Raw genomic sequence first — 18,153 nt, forward strand, 5'->3', positions numbered from 1 at the left:
CGAGCGGCGGCAGGGCGGGGAAATCCACCGGCCCTTCGGGGACCGCCGCCGTTCGCGACCGGTTGCCAGGGTGGATCCGCCGATCCGCCCACCGGTCACGACCACGGTCATCGGTGATCGCTCACCACCCACCGTTCACCGGCACAGGGTGCGCTCGGCCGTCGTGGCGATCCGCTCGGCGACCCGGTCGACCGGGAGGGAGCGGCCGGTGTACAGCAGGTCGAAGCTGTCGAAGCCGGTCAGCATCCAGAGCAGGTCCGCGGCCTCCTCAGTGGTGACGTCGGGACGCAGCTGGCCCTGGTCCGCCAGCCGCATCGCGCGGTAGTAGGCCCCCGCCGCCCGCCCCTGCTCGATGCGCTGGACGGCGCCGCCGACCGCGTCCGCGCTGAGCATCGCCATCGAGCACAGCGCGCGCAGCACGTCCCGGTGGGCGGCGTACATCGTCATCACCCCGTGGATTCCACCGCGCAGGCCCTCGCGGGCGTCCGGGTGGGCCGTCGCCTCCAGCATCCGGGAGAACCCGCCGCGGTCCAGGAGGTCTTCGGCGAAAGCGGCGAACAGGCCTCCGCGCGAACCGAACACCAGGTAGACGGTCGAGCGGGAGACACGGGCGAGTCTGGCGACCTTGTCCAGGGCGACCGGCTCGGCCGGGGCCTCGCGGAGGCAGGTGTACACCGCGTCGAGGATGCGGCGGCGGGTCTCCTCCGAGGCTTCGGCTCTCAGGCGCTGGTCGTATTTACGGGTAGCCATGGGCGCTGATCCTACAATCACTTGACAGTTTGTCCGATGAAAGACAGGCTGTTCAGTGAAAATCGGGGGAGGGACGCTATGCAGTCAAGAGCACTGCAGCGCATGGTGGTTGAGCAAGAGTCCGAGCCGCCCTCGACCGTGGTTCACGGCCGGCGCCGGACCCTCCCCTGCCCGTCGAGAGCCCTCGGGGGTTTTCCGGGTTCCCCCATGTTCGAAAATCGGACACTCAGATCACTCGTTTGACGTAATGTCAGATCTGAACTTCCATGCAAACGCAAGGAGTCATCCACATGCGCGTCCTGTTCACCGCCCCGGCTGCGGCTGGGCACATCTTCCCGATGATTCCGACCGCGCAGGCCCTGCGCTCGGCCGGGCACCAGGTCCTGTTCGCCGGCTCGGCTCCGCTGGAGACGCTGTGCAACACCGGACTGCCGGTGGTCGAGGTCGGCGACGGCACCGGCATCGGCGAGGCCTTCCAGCGGATCACCAAGGACGAGCCGAAGTACGTAGCCAAGGACCGCACTCAGGAGGAGATCCTCGAACTCGCCGCCCTCGGCTTCGCCGAGCACGGCCGGGTCGCCATCGACGGACTGCTGCGGGTCGCCACCGAGTGGCGCCCGGACATCATGGTCATGGAGCCCTTCGCATCCGCCGCCCCACTGGTCGCGGCCAAGCTTGGCATACCTACCCTGGTCCACAACTTCGGCGTGATGCCCGGCCTTCCGATGCTCGACCGGCTCGCCGAGATCCTCTCCGCCGACTACCAGGCCCACGGGGTGGCCGGTCCCGGCGAGCGCACCGTGATCGACGTGGTACCGGCCTCGCTCGGCGGTGACGGTGGCGGCTGGCGGGTCCGCTACGTCCCCTTCAACGGCGGCGGTGTCATCCCCTCCGATCTCGTCGGCCGCGGTGAGCGGCGCCGGATCGCAGTCACCCTGGGTACGGTGCTCACCGAGTACGCCGGTGTCAACCCGATCGCCTGGCTCACCGAGCAGGCCGCCGAGGTCGACGCGGACTTCCTGCTCGCCGTCGGCAGCGCCGACCTGAGCCCGCTGGGCACCCTGCCCGACAACATCCGTCCGCTCCCGTGGACGCCGCTGGCCGAGCTCCTCGACGTCAGCGACGCCGTGATCCACCACGGTGGTTCCGGGACCATGCTCACCGCCGCCGTCGCCGGCGTGCCGCAGCTGATCCTGCCGCAGGGCGCCGACCACTTCATCAACGCGGACGCCGCCGAGGCCAAGGGGTACGCGCTGCGTTCGGAGGGCGACTCGGTGGACGCCGCGCTGCTCACCCGGCTGCTCGACGACAAGACCCTGCGCGACGCGGCCGCCGCCCTGCAGGACGAGATCAACGAACTGCCGTCGCCGGCAGCCCTGGTTGGCGACTTCGAGCGGCTGTACCGCGAGACCCGCTGAGCACCGCCCGATCCGTCACGTCCGCTGAGGGGCGCGTGGACCAGCGTGACCGCACACTTCCGAAGTACGTGGTCGCCCACGCTGATCCGCGCGCCGCTCAGAGCCGTTCGCGCGCCCCACGGCGAACTCCTCGATCAGCAGTGAGGTACGCATCCCGCGCCAGACGAGGCGGACCCGTTGCAGGGCGATACCGGTGATCGGGCGGTGCACGACGTCGGGGCGCGGGCAGCCCAGCACGACGGCCACCGTGGACGGCGGCGGAGTACTCGCATAGGCAGCGGAGCCGACTCCGGGCTCGGGGGGGGTGTGGCGGCCGGCCCGGAGTCCAGAGGGAGGCTGGACGAATGTCGTGATTTTTGTGTGATGTACCGGATGCGGGCTTGTTATCCAGGTGATGATCCCTCTAATCTCCCTGCAGTTCGCCGTTGCGGACTCCCGGACGCAGTACGCCGAGTCCTGCCCATTCGCGCTCCGGGACATCGAGCACACCCTGGGCAGGAGCGGGGGAACCAGGTCAGTCGCCGCCCCCCACGGCTTGGGGTGAAGCCGCGTACCCACGCGGCCGGGCCACCTCCCGGTCCGAACCCGACAGCTCACCTCGTAGGCGTACGGAGAGGAATGTTCCGTGGTCTTTTCCGGTTCCGGCCGCCACCGCCGTCCCACCCAGGCCGACCGCGCCATCGCCGCCGCCGGCGTGGCGAGCGTGGGTCTGGCGCTCCCGCTACTCACCGCTGCCGGGGCACACGCCGCGCCCGTCAAGACCTGGGACGCCGTGGCCCAGTGCGAGACCGGCGGCAACTGGAGCGCTGACGACGGCCAGGGCCACTACGGCGGCCTCGGCCTGACGCAGCGCGCCTGGGTCTCGCACGGTGGTGACAAGTACGCCGCCGAGCCCGACCACGCCACCAGGAGCCAGCAGATAGCCGTGGCCGAGCAGGTCCTCGCGGACTCCGGCACCGGCCTCTGGCCCACGTGCGCCGCCCAGGCCGGTCTGACCGATGGGGGCGGCAAGGGCGGCCGCCACGATGACGGCGACAAGGGCCGTCAGAACGATGACGGCGACAAGGCCGGTACCGCGCCCGGTTCGCAAGCTTCGGCCACGCCCACGCCGGCGCCCGCGCCTGACGCCCCGGCGGCCACCCCCACTCCGAGCGCGCCCTCCGCCGGCATCGACACCACTCCGCCCGGCACTCCGGCTCCGGCCTTCCCCGGCCGCGCGGGCTACGACCCGGCCGCCGGCGTGTACTGGTACCAGGACAACGGCGTCTGGCACTGGACCGTCCAGCACGACGTCTACATCAAGCACATGGACAACGCGGCGGCCACCGCCCAGCCGAGCGCCGGCACCGGCACCACCTCGCCGAGCCCGGCGGCTCCGGGCACCTCGCAGCCGGCGCAGCCGGGCGTCCCGACGACGGGGGCCACCCCCTCGATGCCGGCGACCGGCACCCCCGCCCCCGGCTCCGCGACCGGCACCCCGCAGCTTCCTGGCACTCCCACCGCGAGTTCCGGCCCTACCGCCACGACCGTGACACCGGGCTCCCCCACCGCGCCCGCCTCGCCGTCCGCCCCCTCGGCTGCGAACACCCCGGCGGCTCCGCAGTCCTACACCGTCGAACACGGCGACACCCTCTCCGCTATCGCCGAGTCGCACAAGCTCACCGGCTGGCAGCACATCTACGAGGACAACAAGGCGGTCATCGGCGCCAACCCCAATCTGATCCTTCCCGGCCAGTCGCTGAACCTGCAGCAGCACTGACACCCGGAGCGCCCCGCACCGGAGTTGACGACTCAGGACGTCGGCTCCGCTGCGGGGCGCTCCTGTCGTCCGGGCCGACGGTCCGCCCGAAGGGGACACCTGAGCCGGCCGATGAGGCCAGCCCTCCGCACGGAAGTTGGTTGTCCCGGTGGCTCCGGCCAGCGGAGGATCGGCCCCGCTCAGTCCCACCAGAACATCCAGTGGCGGCGGCCCAGTACCGCCTCCTCCGCGTACTCGCGCATCGTGCCGTGCCCGACGGACCGTAGCGGTCCCCGCTGACAACGGTCTCCGGGCCGGTGGGACCACCTGTTGAGCGGAATCGACCCATTGGAATCGCTGCGGAGCCAACGTGCTACAAGCATTTCCGCCGCAGACTTCGACGCTCTCAGGTGCGACGAATCCGGCCACTTCATCCGACGCCTCCGGGGAAGCCCCCGACCCCAGCCGGGAGAGGCATCGGAACTCCGATCAGAAATCGGCATCCTGCTACCAAGGTGGAGCACGACCCAGCCTCAAATTGTCACTTAACGTGATAGCTTGATCACGTTTAAGTAGGGCGGCAGTCGAGCTTCGGGCCGGCCTACCGCCAAACTGGCGGAAAGTCAGGTCTGTGGAGCCGCTGTAGGACCGATGGGCGGTGCACGCCCCTTGTCGGCAATCCGGATCGGCAACCGGTTGTGAAGCGGAGAGCCCGACCTGGAGGACTTGGAACCCTCTGGCTTCAGCCGGAGGACGATGCCAAAGGAGTGGATACGACCATGGGACAGCTGGATGAGAAGGTAGCGCTGGTGACCGGGGGCTCGACCGGGATCGGTCTGGCCATCGCCCGGCGGTTCGCTGCCGAAGGCGCCACCGTCTACCTCACCGGACGGCGCAAGGCCACCCTGGACGCGGCCGTGGAGGTCGTCGGCGAACGGGGGATCGGCATCCAGAGTGATGTGTCGAATCTGGACGATCTCGACCGGCTTTTCGCAACGATCGAGAGGCGCAGCGGACGGCTGGACGTCGTCGTCGCCAACGCGGGATTCGCTGAGATCGCCCGGCTGGGGGAGATCACCGAGGAGCACTACGACAAGACGTTCGACATCAACGTCAGGGGGGCGATCTTCACCGTCCAGAAGGCGCTGCCCCTGATGCCGGACGGCGCCTCGGTGATCGTGCTCTCCTCCACCAACGCCTCGATGGGAATCGAGGGGATGACCACCTACAGCGCCACCAAAGCCGCCAACCGCAACTTCGCGCGCACCTGGGCCGCCGAGCTCGCCGGCCGCGGCATCCGGGTCAACGCCCTCAGCCCCGGCCCGATCGAGACCCCCGGCATCCGCGGCCTCTCGGCGCAGGGGGACCAGCAACTGGCGGACTCCCTCGCGGCCATGCTTCCGCTCGGTCGGATCGGACGTCCCGAGGAAGTCGCCGCTGCAGCCGTCTTCCTAGCCTCGGACCAGAGTTCCTTCACCACGGGAGCAGAGCTCTTCGTCGACGGCGGCCTGGGCCAGGTCTGACCGCCATCGAGCGGAGCGTCGCGCTCGAGGAGGCGATAGGGCCGTTGATCGGTGAGTTGCGGCCCGAACCCCTCGGCCGGACTTGTGGCGAGGTGCGGGTCGATGACGAGCGCTACGTCCTGATCGCTCGGATCTGAACCGCCGCCTCCGCGCGGCCGCCTGACACGGGAGGCCGTCCTGGTTGACCTTGCCGCGCGGCGTCCGTGCCACGACGGGTGGAGGGTTCAGAACAACTGGAGGGCTCAGGACAGCTGGAGGGCTCAGGCCTCGAAGCCGATGTGCACGTGGTCGTGGTGGGTGGCGTCGCTGAAGAACTGGTTCGGCGTCGATCCACCGGAGAGTTGGCGGGGGCCGCCCACGTTGTACGAGCCGGCGGCCGCGGCCGCGCGCATGAAACCGTCCACCAGGGCGTGCGGGGTGGCCGGGTCCACTACGGCATGGCCGTCGATCTGCCAGACGTCGAATGCCCGGCCGCGGGGGTGGTCGCTCGGGCGGTCGGTACCGAAGACGTTGAGCGGATGGCCGGATCTGACCACACTCACCGCCAAGGTGTGCGCGGCCGCCAGGGTCAGCATCGCGGTCAGCACGCTGTCATGGACGGCTCCGCTGCGGATGTCGGCCACCGCCGCTGGGGGCAGGATGATCCGACGGTCCGCCAGTACCTGTACGGCGGCCGGTGAGAGGGCGGACGCCGGCGGTCCCGGGGCTGCCGGGTGCAGGGCGGTGACGGTCCAACGGGGCGTCGCGGCACTCAGGCGTACGTCCACCGTGGTGCCGCTGGGCACGACCGGTCCGGCTGCCACCTGGGTCCACTGGTCGCAGACCACCAGCACGCTGGCCGAGTCGGCGAGGATGCCGCCGTACTGGGCGACGATCACCTGGAGGGCGGCGCGGTCCGCGCTCCCGAGCAGTGGGCCGGCCTGGTCGGCGAGGGCGGGGTCGAGGCCGAGCGGCGCGATCCGACTGCGGGCCCGAACGGTTCCCCGTCCGCCGTCCGGCCAGGTTCCGAGCGCCTCGACGAGTTGGACGGCGCGCAGTTTGACGTCCGGCTGGATCTCGCCGGCGCCCGGTGTCCACGGCGAGGTCTGCGGGAGCGTCGGCGGTGCGGAAGGGGACGCACCGGCCGGGCCGGTGGGAGCGGTAGCAGGGCCGGCGGCCGGGGCCGAGGTGGTGCTTGAGGAACCGGTCGGCTTCGTGGGGTGCTCGCCGCAGCCCGCGGCCAGTGCGGCCGTGCCGAGCGCGCCGGCCAGGATGCTGCGACGAGAGGGCCGCAAGGACGCGGGACAGCTCGGCCTCCCGGACTGGTCTGGTGTCATCCCGTCACTATGGCGAGCCGGTCGGCCAACCGGTGGCCAGCTCGCCGTAGTCCGGTGGGCAGTTCACCTCGGGAGCACCGGTCGGCTAGGGCGGTCCGCGAACCGCCTCCGGATAACCGCTGGCCGAGACAGCACGCTGTGCCCAGAATGGGACAATGATCATCAGACTGGCTCGAATCGATGACCTCCCGTCGCTCCAGGACATCGAGCGGGCGGCCGGCGAGCCCTTCCACTCGGTCGGGATGCCCGAGATCGCCGAGGACGAACCGCCGTCGATCGAGGAGCTCACCCGCTACCAGCGTGCCGGGCTCGCCTGGGTGTCGGCGGACGCGGACGACCGCCCGGTGGCGTATCTGATCGCGGAACCCGTGGACGGGAACCTCCACGTCGAACAGGTGTCGGTCCACCCGGAGCACGCCCGCAGGGGCATCGGCCGGGAGCTGCTGGAGCACCTCGCGAGCCACGCGGCCGCCCACCGGATGCCCGCGCTCACCCTGACCACGTTCCTCCAGGTGCCCTGGAACGCGCCGTACTACGAGCGCTGCGGCTTCCGCACGATGGACCCGGCCGCACTGCCCCCGGGCCTGCGGGAGATCCGCCGCCTGGAGGCCGAACACGGCCTCGACCACTGGCCCCGGGTGTGCATGATCCGCCCGCTGCGCCTCCCGTGACGCCCGGCCCGGGGCGGCCACCCGGGAGCACCGCAACACGGAGCGGATCCGGGTGGCCGCGCCGGGCCGAGCCGAGCTGGTGGTACGGACCCAACGCGCAGCGGGCATACGGGCGGCATCGCAGGTGACCGGTTCTGCGAATCCGTCGCGCCACGCATCTGCTGCGCGCACCGAGTCGGGTCGTGCCCGGCTGCGCCCGCCTGGCCAACGGCCGAGCCGGGCCCAACAGGCGAGCCTGGCCAGTCCAGTCCAGTCCAGTCCAGTCCAGTCCGCCGGTCCGGTCCGGTCCGGTCAGCAGGTACGGCGGTGCCTGAGCCGCCGGGCAGTGAGGAAGGCCTCCTGTCCGGCCAGTGCGAGGCCGATCATGGTGAACCCCCCGCCGGGGAAGGTGACCGCGTTCCAGTCGAGTTGGCCCGGGAAGGCCGCGTGGCCGGGCCGGGCCGGGTCGAAGAGGACCCGTACGTGGTCACCGGCGGTCAGGCCGTTCGGACCCCCGGCCGGGTCGTCGGCCGTCGCCTCGACCCGGCCGTCGTCGGTGTCGATGGCCAGCCGGATCACGGCGGGGCTCTCCTTGGCGCCGATCCTGACGTACTCGGCATCGGTGACGACCGCGGGGACCTCCTCGGCCTCGGCGAAGTTCACCCACAGGTGGACCTGGGTGCAGTCGAAGACGAGTCCGGTGACCATGAAGGCGACGGCGCCGACGAGGTTCACCAGGGTGCGCAGGGCTCGCCTGCGCACCCCGGTGCGGCTGGCTCCCTCCAGTATGAACTCGGGCCACTCACAAGCCGGTTCAGCAGCTGCGGCCGCGAAGACCGCAGGGGCCGCGGCGGCCGGGTGGCCGGCGAAGGCCGGTCGGACCCTCCCCCTGCCGTAGCCGATGTGCGCGCGACGGGTCGTGCTCTGGCCGTTCGACATCACAGCTTCCCCCTGGTCTGTCGCCTGTCGCCCCCGTGCCGCCCCCCGTCGGCGGGTCCGGTGCCGGTCCGTCGTCAGTGGCGGGCGCCCCCGGCGGGGACGATGGGCAGTCCGTCGCGCACGGCGCGGGTGACGGGTGTGCGCTCGGCGATGTCCAGCAGCCGGGCGCGCTGGGCCTCGTCGAGGTCGCCGGTGAGATCGATCCGCCGGGTGAGGCGGTCGCCGTGCTCGCCCTTCTCGTACGCGACGTGGACCCGGACCTGCTCCAGCGGCCAACCCTTGCGCTGGGCGTACATCCGCAGGGTGATCGCGGTGCACGAGCCGACGGCGGACAGCAGCAGGCCGATCGGTGTCGGGGCGGTGTCCTGGCCGCCCGAGGACTCCGGCTCGTCGGCGGCCACCGGGTGCTTGCCGGCGCGGATCTCGACCCGGTAGTCGGTGGAGGTGCCGGTGGCGACCACGGCGGCGCTGCGGGTGAAGGTATCGGCGTCGCCGGCGCTCACCAGGTCCATCGCGGGTTGCTCCAAGGTGTCGTCAATCCGGCCTCGCCTCCTGCGGCCGGCCACTCCGAACAAGTTCCGCCGGTGATTGGGCAGTTGGCCTCGGCCACGGGTCCAGGAAGGGCGCAAGGTTCGTCATTCAACTAGTTGTATGAGACCACAAGACTCGTCCGGGCACCACTGAACTTCCAGATTCTCCGTCAACTCGCCACACGCCGTCCCCAGGTCACTGCCCGCGCCCGCCGCCACCTGGGCCGCCACCCCCATCCCTTCCCACCACCGGACCGACCGGCACCGGCACACAGGGCATTCAAAGGGCAGTTTCCAGCCAATCACCGGAGAATCGCCGGCGGCTATTCGTGTGCGACACGGGTGTGAGCTAGATTACAATCAGTTGCCTAAGGCAACCGTTTCGTCTCTCCCACCCGAGGTGCCCGAGATGCAGGTGACCGTAGATCGCGACCGCTGCTGCGGCGCGGGGCAGTGCGTACTGACCGCCCCCGCGGTGTTCGACCAGAACGAGGACGATGGGCTCGTCCAGCTCCTCACGGACCGCCCCGACCCCTCGGAGCAGGCCGACGTCCGGCTGGCGGCCACCCTCTGCCCCGCCAATGTGATCACCGTGCACGAGAACGGCGACTGAACGGCCGGCGAGGCCACGGAAGCCTCCCATCCTCCCGCACCGCGACCACGCCCCGCGAGGACCTCCCTCGAGGCACCTGAGACGTCGGGCACCGCAGCAGCAACGTCACAGCACTGCCGGACGTCATCCCCCGTCTTCCTGACACACCGACAGCCGGGTACCCGCTCCCCCAGCAACGGGAAGCCCGCACGTGGAAGGAGTCGCATGACCACCGCCGTAAACGGTACGGCCGACAGCCCGCCGGCCGTCCCCGCCGACCGGGGCACCTGCCCCTTCGCTCCCCCGCCCGCCTACGAGCAGGTCCACCGCACCGCCGGTCCGATCAGCCGGGTCAGCCTCTGGGACGGCAGCCCGTGCTGGCTGCTGACCGGCCACCGGCAGGCCAGATTCGCGCTCGGCGACCGCCGCTTCAGCGCCGACGCCCGTCTCCCCGGCTTCCCCTTCCTCCTCCCCGGCCGCCGCGAGCTGGTGCTCCGTACCACTCCCACCTTCCTCCGCATGGACGATCCGGCGCACGCCCGTCAGCGCCGACTGCTGACCGGCGACTTCATCATCAAGCGGGTGGAGGCGATGCGGCCGCAGATCCAGCAGATCGTGGACCAGGCGCTCGACCGCATGATCGCCCACGGCGGACCGGCCGACCTGGTCCGCGAGTACGCCCTGCCGGTGCCCTCGCTGGTGATCTGCCTGCTACTCGGTGTCCCCTACCGGGACCACGAGTTCTTCCAGGAGCAGAGCCAGGCGCTGCTCAGCCTCAGCGCGACGGCGGCCGAGGTCGAGGCGGCGCAGCAGCAACTGAACTCCTATCTGGCCGAGTTGGCCGGGCGCAAGCAGCGGGAACCCGACGACAGCCTGCTCGGCCGCCTGGTCGCCAGGGACGATGTCACCCTGGAGGAGGCCGCCGCGCTGGGCGTACTGCTGCTCATCGCGGGCCACGAGACCACCGCCAACATGACCGCGCTCGGCACCCTGGCCCTGCTGCGCAACCCCCGCCAGGCCGAACGGCTGCGCTCCGACCCCTCGCTGATCAAGGGCGCGGTCGAGGAACTGCTGCGCTATCTGACGATCGTCCACCTCGGTGTCCCCCGGGTCGCGCTGGAGGACGTGGAGATCGACGGCACGCTGATCAAGGCCGGCGACGGAGTGCTGTGCATGGTCTCCACCGCCAACCGGGACGAGGCGGTGTTCACCGGGGCCGAACGGCTGGACGTGGCCCGGGACGCCCGCCACCACCTCGCCTTCGGCTTCGGCATCCACCAGTGCCTGGGCCAGCCGCTGGCCCGCGCCGAACTCCAGATCGCCCTGCAGACACTGCTGGACCGCCTGCCGGGGCTCCGGCTCGCCGTGCCCTTCGAGGAGATCCGGTACCGGAGCGACATGGCGGTGTACGGGGTCCACGAGCTGCCCGTCACCTGGTGAAACCGCGCCGCTGCCCGGGGACTCGGGCAGCGGCGCGGCCGGCGCACCACGGCGGGCCTTGATCCGCCGCCAACGCGTCGCACCGGCCGGGGTGCGGGGCCGCCGCGCGACCGTCCACACACCCGTGGTGGCCGATCGCGTGGCTCCCGGGCGCCGGGCCGGTGCGGCTGCGGCTATCGCTGTCGGCCGCCGGAGACGCGGCCTCCCCCGCACCACCCGGCCTTCGCCGCTGCCCGGTCCTTCGCCGACCGCCACTTCGAGGGGTTGTCGGCTACCGGGACCGGTAGGCCTCGGCCAGGGCGTCGAACACAGCCTTGGGCCGCCAGCCAAGCCCCGGGCGGCCTCCCTCGGCCAGCACGGCGACCACCCCGTACGAGCCCAGGTCGAGGTCGTGCTCCGGATCGGAGCTGTGCGGCGCATGGTAGTTGGCGAAAGTGAACCAGAAGGCGCTGTCCACGCCCTCCTCCTCCAGGACCGAAAGCAGCTCCCGCAGGTAGCGCACCTGCTCCTGCTCGTCGCGGACGAACTCGCCGACCACCCGGGGCGGTTCGGCGTCGTTGTCGACGATCGCCCAGCCCATGCCGCCCCGGTCCGCGGCGCCCTGGTACGGACAACAGCCGAACTCCGTGGCCACCACCGGCTTGCCGTGCGCGAACTGGGCCCGCAGGTGGTCGCGGTAGCCGGCGGTGTTCTGCGCGTCGCGGTAGGCGTCGATCCCGACCAGGTCGAACGGGGTCCAGTCGATCTTCTCCCACGGGCCGGAGGCGTAGCTCAGCCGGCCGCAGAAGTGCGGCCGGACGGCGGCGGCGGCCTCGGCCAGGAAGGCGTTGAGCCGGCCGGGTACGTCACCGTACGGCGCGAAGAGCGCCGGGTCGGGGGCGCCGATGTTGGCCAGCCGGTCGGGGAAGGTGTCACCGGGGATGAACCCCCGGGCGAACAGCGAGAGTTCGCAGCCGAGGACCAGGACCACCTCGGCACCGGCCATCCGGACCGCCTCCGCTCGGCGGGCGCAGTCCTCGAACCACGGGATCATCTGCTCGGTCGTCATGTTGCAGGGGAACGGCGCGAACCAGACCTCGAGCCCCTGCTCGGCCGCGCACTCGGCGGCCACACCCAGCCGCTCGGGTTCGCCACCGGTGATCCGGACCGCCGTGCAGTTCAGCTCCTCGGCGATGACCCGCATCTCCGCCCTGACCGTCTCGACGGAGAAGTCCGGCCGCGAGCTGCCGCCGACCGGACTGAAACCGGTGTCGTAGTTGATTCCCTTGCCGCGCATGGTGGTTGCTCCTGTTCTGCCGCGACCCGTCGGTGATCGGGTTTCCTGACCACCGACGGATCGGTCGACGGGGTACTGGCGCTGATCACGATCCGGCCTCCACCGCTGGACGCTTCGCCGCGCTCTGCTCTGCGTCCAGCCTGCCGTGGAGAACCGATCCTCCGTCAGTGACCCGCATGCCCGGATCGGCATGACAACTGTCATCGCGAACGGTTGACAGAGCGACGGTTCCACCGGCCAGAAGCCGTCTACCGGCCCGGTCCGTCGTGGGTCCCGACCCCGGCTACGCCCGCGCGGGCTCGCCGAACCACCGGTGCAGCGCGTCCTGCGGCTGCCCGGCCGCACCCTCCGCGACCCAGCAGACGTAGCCGTCCGCCCGGACCAGGACGCTCAGGTCCTCCCCGCCGTGCGTCGCGGCACCGACCGTGCAGTCGACCCGGTCGGCCCACGGCGCTACCGCCCCCGCGAGGTCGGCACGGCCGGCGGACCGCAGCAACAGACCGCGTCCGCTTCGGAGTTCGATCCTCGGCAGCCGCCCGCCCAGCAGCGGATGCTCGGGCTCCCCCTGAATTCCGTACCGGATGCCCAGGCCGGAGATCATCCCAGCGATCCGCCGGTTGGCCTCCGGCGTGGCGAGCAGCTCGGCGAAGACACCGCGCAGCGCCCGCACGTCCGGGTCGGGCACGCCGAGCACGCCCTGGGCCCTGGTGTTCTCCAGCACCATCGCGCCCGCCGGGTGGCGTTCGTCGTGGTAGGTGTCCAGCAGTCCCGGCGGCGCCCAGCCGGCCAGTTCGGCGGCCAGCTTCCAGCCGAGGTTGAACGCGTCCTGCATTCCGAGGTTGAGCCCCTGGCCACCCGACGGGTTGTGGATGTGGGCCGCGTCGCCCGCCAGCAGCACCCGGCCGTGGCGGTAGCGTTCGACCTGCCGGGAGGCGTCGGTGAACCGGGAGGCCCAGCGGAGCTCGCGCAGCCGGACGGCGTCGCCGTGGTGCATCCGGAGCCCCGCGCGGATCTCCTCCTCGGTGACGGGGGCTGTCCGTTCGGCTCCCTGCTGCGCCGGGCCGCCGAGGACCAGCCGGTACAGGCCGTCGCCCAGCGGGAGCAGGAAGCAGACGCCGTTCTCGTCCGGCTCCAGGTCCGGCAGTCGCCACTCGGTGCCGGCTTCACCCTCGAGCACCGCATCGGCGACGACCGCCGAGACGCGGCCGTCCCGGCCGGGGAAGGCGGCCCCCAGCCGCTTGCGGACCGTACTGTGCCCGCCGTCCGCGCCGACCAGGTAGCGGGCCCGCAGGGTCCGCCGTCCGTCCGGACCGGCCACCGTGGCCGTCACGCCCTGGTCGTCCTGGGCGAGGTCCAGCAGCTCGTGTCCGCGCAGCACCGGGACGCCGTGCCCGGTCAGCCGGTCCTCCAGGAACTCCTCCACCCGGGCCTGCGGGATGCCCACCTGGTAGGGGAAGGGGGTGTCGAACACCGTGTAGTCCAGCGGCAGTCCGGCGAAGTGTCCGGCCGGGAGGGTCGCCATCGCCCGGTCCAGCACCGCGTCCAGCCAGCCGCGCTGCTGGAGCATCTCGGCGGTGCGCGGCTGAAGGTTCAATGCCTTGGACTGACCGGTACGTTGCGGCATCCGCTCCAGTACCAGCGCCCGGGCTCCGGCCAGTTGCAGTTCGTTGGCGAGCAGCAGACCGGTGGGGCCGGCTCCGGCCACGAGAACGTCGGTATCCATGTTCGCTCCTTGGTGGTGTCGTCCGGTTCCTCGTGGTGGTCCGTCAGACCTTGAGCCCGTGCCGGGTGACGTACCAGTTGTGGTAGCCCAGCATGCCGCCGAGCATCACCAGCCACTGCAGCGTGCTCACCAGTGGCACCGAGTCGACCGGGAGCGTGCAGGCGAGCACCACCCGGATGCCGGCGTCCAGGGTGAATCCGCATCCCCAGAAGGCAGTGAGCAGCCGGATGTGCCGCCGGAACGCGGGATCGCGGTCCCAGTTGCGCAGCCACTCCTGCGCGCCGTCCTCGCCGATCTTCGCCGCGACGACCGAACGGGAGGCGGTGAGCATGAACGGCCGCCGGGTCGGCAGCGTGCCGAGCACCCAGACTCCCAGCACGCCGATCAGCCAGCTGTCCCTGATCAGCAGGGTCCTGGGGCTCCCGGTGACCAGCGACATCAAGGCGCCGACGATCAGCAGCACCAGTGCGAACACCGGCATCAGCTCGACCCGGCGGTTCCTGACCATCCCGTAGAGCAGCCAGGGCAGTACCAGCAGGCCGCTGAGAGTGAGGGCGGCCCACTGGCCCAGGCCCAGGCCGAGCAGCAGGTAGTAGCCGCCGACCGGGATGCCGAGCTCGAAGACGAGCGACCGGATCAGATGCCGGCGTGCGCGGGCGGTCTTCTGCTTCTGCGTGGGCTCGGTGGTCGGTGCCGAGGTCTCGCTCATGGTCTCCCCCTGTGATGTTTCTCTGTGATGTGTCTCTGATGGGCTGCTTGCCGCTCTTGCTGCCGACTGTTACGGCGTGCGGCGGGTGGCCAGGTCGAAGATGTCCGCCAACTCGCGTCCGCAGGCCTTGATGTCGAGGCCCGGATCGTGCACCGAGCGCGTGATCACGCCGTCGATGGCGCCGCGCATCGCGGTGACCATCACCTGGGCGTCGAAGTCCCTGAACTCGCCGGCCGCCTGGGCCTCTCGCATGCGCTGCTCCTGGACGCCCATCATCGCCTTCAGCGCGCCCGCGTAGCCGATCCGGTGCGGGTCGTCGCCCTTGAGGTTGGTGAGCACCTCGATGAGCGCGGGCAGGTACTTCGGGTAGACCGTCAGCAGCTCGACGTTCGACTCGATGAAGGCCCGCAGGCGGCCCCGGTAGCCCTCGGCCGCCTCGATCCGGGGCACCAGGTACGCCTGGGCCACCCGCATCACCTCGGCGATGACCTCGTGCATCAGGTCGTCCTTGCCCTTGAAGTGGTACGAGATCATCCCGGTGCTGCTCAGGCCGGCCTGCTTGGCGATCTTCGCGAACGAGGTCTTGGCGTATCCGGCCTCCGCGATCACCTCGATGGCGGCCTGCACGATCTGCGCCCGCCGCGCCGACTCGGTGAACGTCCTGCCGCCCGCCCTTTGCTCACTCGAACTATTATTTGCTCGCATGAGCAAAACTATAGGACCTCTTGCTCGGCCGAGCAAGAGGTTGACCGCGCCTGCCTCTCCGGGGCCCGCCGAGGCTCACCCACCCGGCCCTGCCGGGCGCACCGAGGGCCGCCCGGTGAGCGGCCCTCGGACAGAGTCAACCGGCTTGCCGGGACGATCTGTTGATGACACCAAGCCCTGCCGTGCGTAGGGGCCGCAGCGCCATTCACACCCTCCACACCCACTTGGTCTTCGTCCCCAAGTCTCGGCGCGGAGTCTTCACCGACGAGGTCCTGCGACGCTGCGGAGAGATCATGCGGGACGTGTGCGCGGACTTCCACCCCGAGCTGCGCGAGTTCAACGGCGAGCGCTCGACCAGGCGATGCCCTTGGCCATCAGTACACGGAGCGCCTGCTCGTACCGGGCCCTGAAGGCGGTGAGGCAGCGCTCGGCGGCCACCGCGTTGCCACTCTCCTCGCACCCTCCTCCGACCTCCTGAACTTCCCTCTGCGGCAGACCGGTTCCGGGCTGTCGTGATCACCCGGCCCTGTGCCGCCGGACTGCCCCGTACCCGCCGTGAGCCGGGTGGCAGTGCTCCCCGGAGGACGGATGCCGGGCTGGACGGTCGCGCCGTCCAGCCTCACGGATCCGCCGGCCGACGTGTGGCACCCGCACGGCGGACCGGCTCACCCGGTCGTAGCGCCGAGCGTGCGCCGTGCCGGGCGGGCCGGCAGGCGCAGCAGGTCGTGCAGCGCGATCCCCTGCTCGGCCCAGGTCCGCAGCCGCTCCCGGTCGACCCAGTGGACCTGGTGCCGGTCACCCCAGGTCTTGGCGTCCCGGGTGAACGAGCCGTTGGTGACGACCACCGAGATGTCCGCGCGGTGCACCGGGCCGGCGGTTCCCTTGACCTGGTACATCACTTGGGAGCCCACCTTGCCGCCGACCCGGGTGTGCTTGGCCTGGACGACGATCCGGCCACGCCGCGGATCCTCACCGATCACATCGGCGGCCTGGTCGCCCTGCCGGCCGACCTGCCTGGCCCAGATGCCGTCGCGGATCATCAGATCCCTGAGCGCGAACTCGAACTGCCGGTCGTCCATGGCGTCGAGCTGGTCGAGGCTCAGTCGCAGCATGGCCAGCCGCTCCCGCCGGGCGGCCTGCGCGGCCCGCCGCAGCCACCACCGGGCACCGAGACCCGCCGCCACGAGGGCCGCCGCGGCGACGAGCACGGGAAGCCCCTCGGAGGTCAACCACCGGAGGCCGTCGGCGACCCAGGAGGCGACCGCGAGCACGATGACACCGGCGGCGACGCGCTCCGCGGGTGTGCGCGGCATCCGCAGCGGCATGCGCCGTCGCACCCGTGACGGCCGTCGGCCCATCAGCGGCCCGCCGCCGGAGCGGAGGCCGACGCGGTGCTGTCCGGGTTGGTACTGCCGGTGTTCGCAGCACCGGAGTCACCGCTGTGGCCCCACAGCCACAGCCCTCCGACGAGCAGCGCGGCCACCAGCCAGCCGCTGGTCTTCTTGACGCGCGGCCTCGGGTTGCGCCGGTAGTGACCGCGGACGTAGTGGAGCCCTTCGCGTGCCATGGGTCTTCCCTCCCTGCCTGGCGGACCGCTCGGCGCGGTCCGTCCCGGAGATTGGTGTAGCAGCGTGCTCCGACAACTCCTGATCGACCATCAACAACCAGCAATGTCCGCGATGTTTATCGGCCATCTGCCGGACGGTCGCGCCTTGAGCACTGTCCGCCTCCGGCCACCCCGCCTGACCAGCGCGGACGGGCCTCCGTCCAGGGGCGGTAAAGGTCTGCCACGAGGGCGGAGCCCGCAGTCGGCCTTCCGCGACCGGTGGATCGCCCATCGCCCTAGATGGCGCGTTCGCATCGGCGCACGCCGGCTCATCGGGCGCGCGGGGCTTCCGCGCGACGAACTGCGGGCGCGGACCCACTTCCGGATCGGGCACGACTCGAGTACCGGCGGTCGGCGTCGCCGTGCGGGCAGGTGCCACGTGGAGTCCAGGGTCGCGGGACGACTGGTGGACCGCCCGAACTCACCCAGGACCCGTAACGGAGGACCAGGCCGGATTCACCCTGCCGATGCACAGCCAGCATCGCCAACGCATCCGGCGAGCAGTGACACTCCGTCGCGTCGCAACGGAGGCCGAGGAGGCCGATTTCCCCCCGGGGCTGAAGCACCCCGCTGGGAAGCCCCGAGCTTTCTCGACACAATCACGCGGTTCCCCTGGCCGCATTTTGCACGAACGGTGCCTAGTTGAGGCAGTACCAGCCTGACGGCCGCCAGGGTTCGGCGGTCAGCAGGCACTCCCAGTCGACCAGGGTGAGCCGGAGGCCGACGGTGCCCTCCAGGCCGCCGCGCAGGCGGGCCCGGGCCAGCCTGAACAGGGCGGTGAAACCGTACTTGTTGATGAGCGAAGTCCGGTATCGCGCCGTGGTTTCCGGGTCGCAGACGGCGGCGCGGGCGAGCACCGGGGCACCGGTCGGCCTGCCGTGGCCGTCGCACGGGACGACGAACACCGGCGATCGCCGCAGCACTTGCCGCACCGCCCGGCTGTCGGTGGGGACCCAGATCCCGAGCGCCGCGCCGTCCGCCACCACCCAGGTCGGGGCGGTGAGCGGCGTGCCGTCGACGGCGGTGACCAACAGGTGGCGGCGGGCCGCCAGTTGCGCGGTCCGGCGCCGCACGGCCGGCCCCCCGTGGCGCACTGTCGTCGTCATGTCACAGCTCCGAGGTCGTCCGAGGTGGTTCGAGGTCGTCCGGGATCGGTGAGGATCGGAGGTCGGTCCGGGATCGGCCGGGTGATCGGTTCCAATCCAGGACCGCTGATCACGCCGGGGATCGTTCCGGTG

Annotated in this window: 17 protein-coding genes, 1 pseudogene and 1 riboswitch; of the genes and pseudogenes, 7 read left to right on the forward strand and 11 right to left on the reverse strand. The window is 71.2% G+C overall.

Annotated features, from left to right (window positions below; genetic code table 11):
- Positions 1–135: 135 nt before the first annotated feature.
- Positions 136–750, reverse strand: coding sequence for a TetR/AcrR family transcriptional regulator (locus ACZ5ON_RS08750; protein ID WP_465587585.1), 615 nt, complete (start codon positions 748–750; stop codon positions 136–138).
- 290 nt (positions 751–1,040) lie between these two features.
- On the opposite strand from ACZ5ON_RS08750, the gene ACZ5ON_RS08755 reads away from it, so the two are divergent.
- The 3 genes from ACZ5ON_RS08755 (at position 1,041) to ACZ5ON_RS08765 (ending at position 5,429) form a co-directional block, all read left to right on the forward strand.
- Positions 1,041–2,168, forward strand: a complete 1,128-nt coding sequence (locus ACZ5ON_RS08755) for a nucleotide disphospho-sugar-binding domain-containing protein (protein WP_465587588.1) — start codon at positions 1,041–1,043, stop codon at positions 2,166–2,168.
- A gap of 476 nt (positions 2,169–2,644) precedes the next feature.
- Positions 2,645–2,789, forward strand: a riboswitch (cyclic di-AMP (ydaO/yuaA leader).
- Positions 2,790–2,793: 4 nt separating this feature from the next.
- The gene (locus ACZ5ON_RS08760; protein ID WP_465587592.1) at positions 2,794–3,927 is read left to right on the forward strand and encodes a transglycosylase family protein; all 1,134 of its coding nucleotides are present in this window, start codon (positions 2,794–2,796) and stop codon (positions 3,925–3,927) included.
- 758 nt (positions 3,928–4,685) lie between these two features.
- Positions 4,686–5,429 carry an SDR family NAD(P)-dependent oxidoreductase gene (locus ACZ5ON_RS08765; RefSeq protein WP_465587595.1) on the forward strand — a complete coding sequence of 248 codons (744 nt, stop codon included), beginning with the start codon at positions 4,686–4,688 and terminating at the stop codon, positions 5,427–5,429.
- A gap of 260 nt (positions 5,430–5,689) precedes the next feature.
- Here ACZ5ON_RS08765 and ACZ5ON_RS08770 read toward each other — a convergent pair whose 3' ends face one another.
- The gene (locus ACZ5ON_RS08770) at positions 5,690–6,703 is read right to left on the reverse strand and encodes a hypothetical protein (protein WP_465587599.1); all 1,014 of its coding nucleotides are present in this window, start codon (positions 6,701–6,703) and stop codon (positions 5,690–5,692) included.
- 197 nt (positions 6,704–6,900) lie between these two features.
- On the opposite strand from ACZ5ON_RS08770, the gene ACZ5ON_RS08775 reads away from it, so the two are divergent.
- Complete coding sequence (locus ACZ5ON_RS08775) at positions 6,901–7,416, forward strand: GNAT family N-acetyltransferase (RefSeq protein WP_465587602.1); 516 nt, start codon at positions 6,901–6,903, stop codon at positions 7,414–7,416.
- 291 nt (positions 7,417–7,707) lie between these two features.
- Here ACZ5ON_RS08775 and ACZ5ON_RS08780 read toward each other — a convergent pair whose 3' ends face one another.
- Entirely contained in the window at positions 7,708–8,334 is a 627-nt protein-coding gene (locus tag ACZ5ON_RS08780; RefSeq protein WP_465587607.1) for a DUF3592 domain-containing protein, read from the reverse strand.
- Positions 8,335–8,408: 74 nt separating this feature from the next.
- Positions 8,409–8,846, reverse strand: coding sequence for an OsmC family protein (locus ACZ5ON_RS08785; protein WP_465587612.1), 438 nt, complete (start codon positions 8,844–8,846; stop codon positions 8,409–8,411).
- A 427-nt stretch (positions 8,847–9,273) separates the two neighbouring features.
- Here ACZ5ON_RS08785 and ACZ5ON_RS08790 point away from each other — a divergent pair, with 427 nt between their 5' ends.
- Entirely contained in the window at positions 9,274–9,477 is a 204-nt protein-coding gene (locus tag ACZ5ON_RS08790; RefSeq protein ID WP_465587616.1) for a ferredoxin, read from the forward strand.
- A 204-nt stretch (positions 9,478–9,681) separates the two neighbouring features.
- The gene (locus ACZ5ON_RS08795) at positions 9,682–10,896 is read left to right on the forward strand and encodes a cytochrome P450 (protein WP_465587619.1); all 1,215 of its coding nucleotides are present in this window, start codon (positions 9,682–9,684) and stop codon (positions 10,894–10,896) included.
- Positions 10,897–11,167: 271 nt separating this feature from the next.
- Here ACZ5ON_RS08795 and ACZ5ON_RS08800 read toward each other — a convergent pair whose 3' ends face one another.
- From ACZ5ON_RS08800 to ACZ5ON_RS08815, 4 genes are all read right to left on the reverse strand, one after another.
- Positions 11,168–12,172, reverse strand: coding sequence for a hypothetical protein (locus ACZ5ON_RS08800; protein WP_465587623.1), 1,005 nt, complete (start codon positions 12,170–12,172; stop codon positions 11,168–11,170).
- Positions 12,173–12,455: 283 nt separating this feature from the next.
- A complete protein-coding gene (locus ACZ5ON_RS08805; protein ID WP_465587626.1) occupies positions 12,456–13,895 on the reverse strand; it encodes an FAD-dependent monooxygenase in 1,440 nt (479 codons plus the stop codon).
- Between the two features lie 43 nt (positions 13,896–13,938).
- Positions 13,939–14,604 (reverse strand): VC0807 family protein, encoded by a 666-nt coding sequence (locus ACZ5ON_RS08810; RefSeq protein ID WP_465587629.1) that lies wholly within the window; start codon positions 14,602–14,604, stop codon positions 13,939–13,941.
- A 69-nt stretch (positions 14,605–14,673) separates the two neighbouring features.
- Positions 14,674–15,309, reverse strand: a complete 636-nt coding sequence (locus tag ACZ5ON_RS08815; protein ID WP_465587632.1) for a TetR/AcrR family transcriptional regulator — start codon at positions 15,307–15,309, stop codon at positions 14,674–14,676.
- Between the two features lie 164 nt (positions 15,310–15,473).
- Between ACZ5ON_RS08815 and ACZ5ON_RS08820 the strand changes: the two are divergent.
- A pseudogene (locus ACZ5ON_RS08820) lies at positions 15,474–15,596 on the forward strand (IS200/IS605 family transposase); the annotation flags it as partial.
- A 378-nt stretch (positions 15,597–15,974) separates the two neighbouring features.
- Here ACZ5ON_RS08820 and ACZ5ON_RS08825 read toward each other — a convergent pair.
- The 3 genes from ACZ5ON_RS08825 to ACZ5ON_RS08835 form a co-directional block, all read right to left on the reverse strand.
- Complete coding sequence (locus tag ACZ5ON_RS08825) at positions 15,975–16,622, reverse strand: restriction endonuclease (RefSeq protein WP_465587636.1); 648 nt, start codon at positions 16,620–16,622, stop codon at positions 15,975–15,977.
- A gap of 44 nt (positions 16,623–16,666) precedes the next feature.
- The gene (locus ACZ5ON_RS08830; RefSeq protein ID WP_465587641.1) at positions 16,667–16,876 is read right to left on the reverse strand and encodes a hypothetical protein; all 210 of its coding nucleotides are present in this window, start codon (positions 16,874–16,876) and stop codon (positions 16,667–16,669) included.
- 677 nt (positions 16,877–17,553) lie between these two features.
- Complete coding sequence (locus tag ACZ5ON_RS08835; protein ID WP_465587645.1) at positions 17,554–18,021, reverse strand: PNPOx family protein; 468 nt, start codon at positions 18,019–18,021, stop codon at positions 17,554–17,556.
- Positions 18,022–18,153: the final 132 nt, after the last annotated feature.

It is taken from the genome of Kitasatospora sp. NPDC032150 (assembly GCF_055579945.1).

Excerpts from the sequence above, each read along its gene's own strand:
- ACZ5ON_RS08750 (WP_465587585.1), bottom strand. The coding sequence starts at position 750 with ATGGCTACCCGTAAATACGACCAGCGCCTGAGAGCCGAAGCCTCGGAG.
- ACZ5ON_RS08755 (WP_465587588.1), top strand. The coding sequence starts at position 1,041 with ATGCGCGTCCTGTTCACCGCCCCGGCTGCGGCTGGGCACATCTTCCCG.
- ACZ5ON_RS08765 (WP_465587595.1), top strand. The coding sequence starts at position 4,686 with ATGGGACAGCTGGATGAGAAGGTAGCGCTGGTGACCGGGGGCTCGACC.
- ACZ5ON_RS08775 (WP_465587602.1), top strand. The coding sequence starts at position 6,901 with ATGATCATCAGACTGGCTCGAATCGATGACCTCCCGTCGCTCCAGGAC.
- ACZ5ON_RS08780 (WP_465587607.1), bottom strand. The coding sequence starts at position 8,334 with ATGTCGAACGGCCAGAGCACGACCCGTCGCGCGCACATCGGCTACGGC.
- ACZ5ON_RS08785 (WP_465587612.1), bottom strand. The coding sequence starts at position 8,846 with ATGGACCTGGTGAGCGCCGGCGACGCCGATACCTTCACCCGCAGCGCC.
- ACZ5ON_RS08790 (WP_465587616.1), top strand. The coding sequence starts at position 9,274 with ATGCAGGTGACCGTAGATCGCGACCGCTGCTGCGGCGCGGGGCAGTGC.
- ACZ5ON_RS08795 (WP_465587619.1), top strand. The coding sequence starts at position 9,682 with ATGACCACCGCCGTAAACGGTACGGCCGACAGCCCGCCGGCCGTCCCC.
- ACZ5ON_RS08800 (WP_465587623.1), bottom strand. The coding sequence starts at position 12,172 with ATGCGCGGCAAGGGAATCAACTACGACACCGGTTTCAGTCCGGTCGGC.
- ACZ5ON_RS08805 (WP_465587626.1), bottom strand. The coding sequence starts at position 13,895 with ATGGATACCGACGTTCTCGTGGCCGGAGCCGGCCCCACCGGTCTGCTG.
- ACZ5ON_RS08810 (WP_465587629.1), bottom strand. The coding sequence starts at position 14,604 with ATGAGCGAGACCTCGGCACCGACCACCGAGCCCACGCAGAAGCAGAAG.
- ACZ5ON_RS08815 (WP_465587632.1), bottom strand. The coding sequence starts at position 15,309 with ATGCGAGCAAATAATAGTTCGAGTGAGCAAAGGGCGGGCGGCAGGACG.
- ACZ5ON_RS08825 (WP_465587636.1), bottom strand. The coding sequence starts at position 16,622 with ATGCCGCGCACACCCGCGGAGCGCGTCGCCGCCGGTGTCATCGTGCTC.
- ACZ5ON_RS08830 (WP_465587641.1), bottom strand. The coding sequence starts at position 16,876 with ATGGCACGCGAAGGGCTCCACTACGTCCGCGGTCACTACCGGCGCAAC.
- ACZ5ON_RS08835 (WP_465587645.1), bottom strand. The coding sequence starts at position 18,021 with ATGACGACGACAGTGCGCCACGGGGGGCCGGCCGTGCGGCGCCGGACC.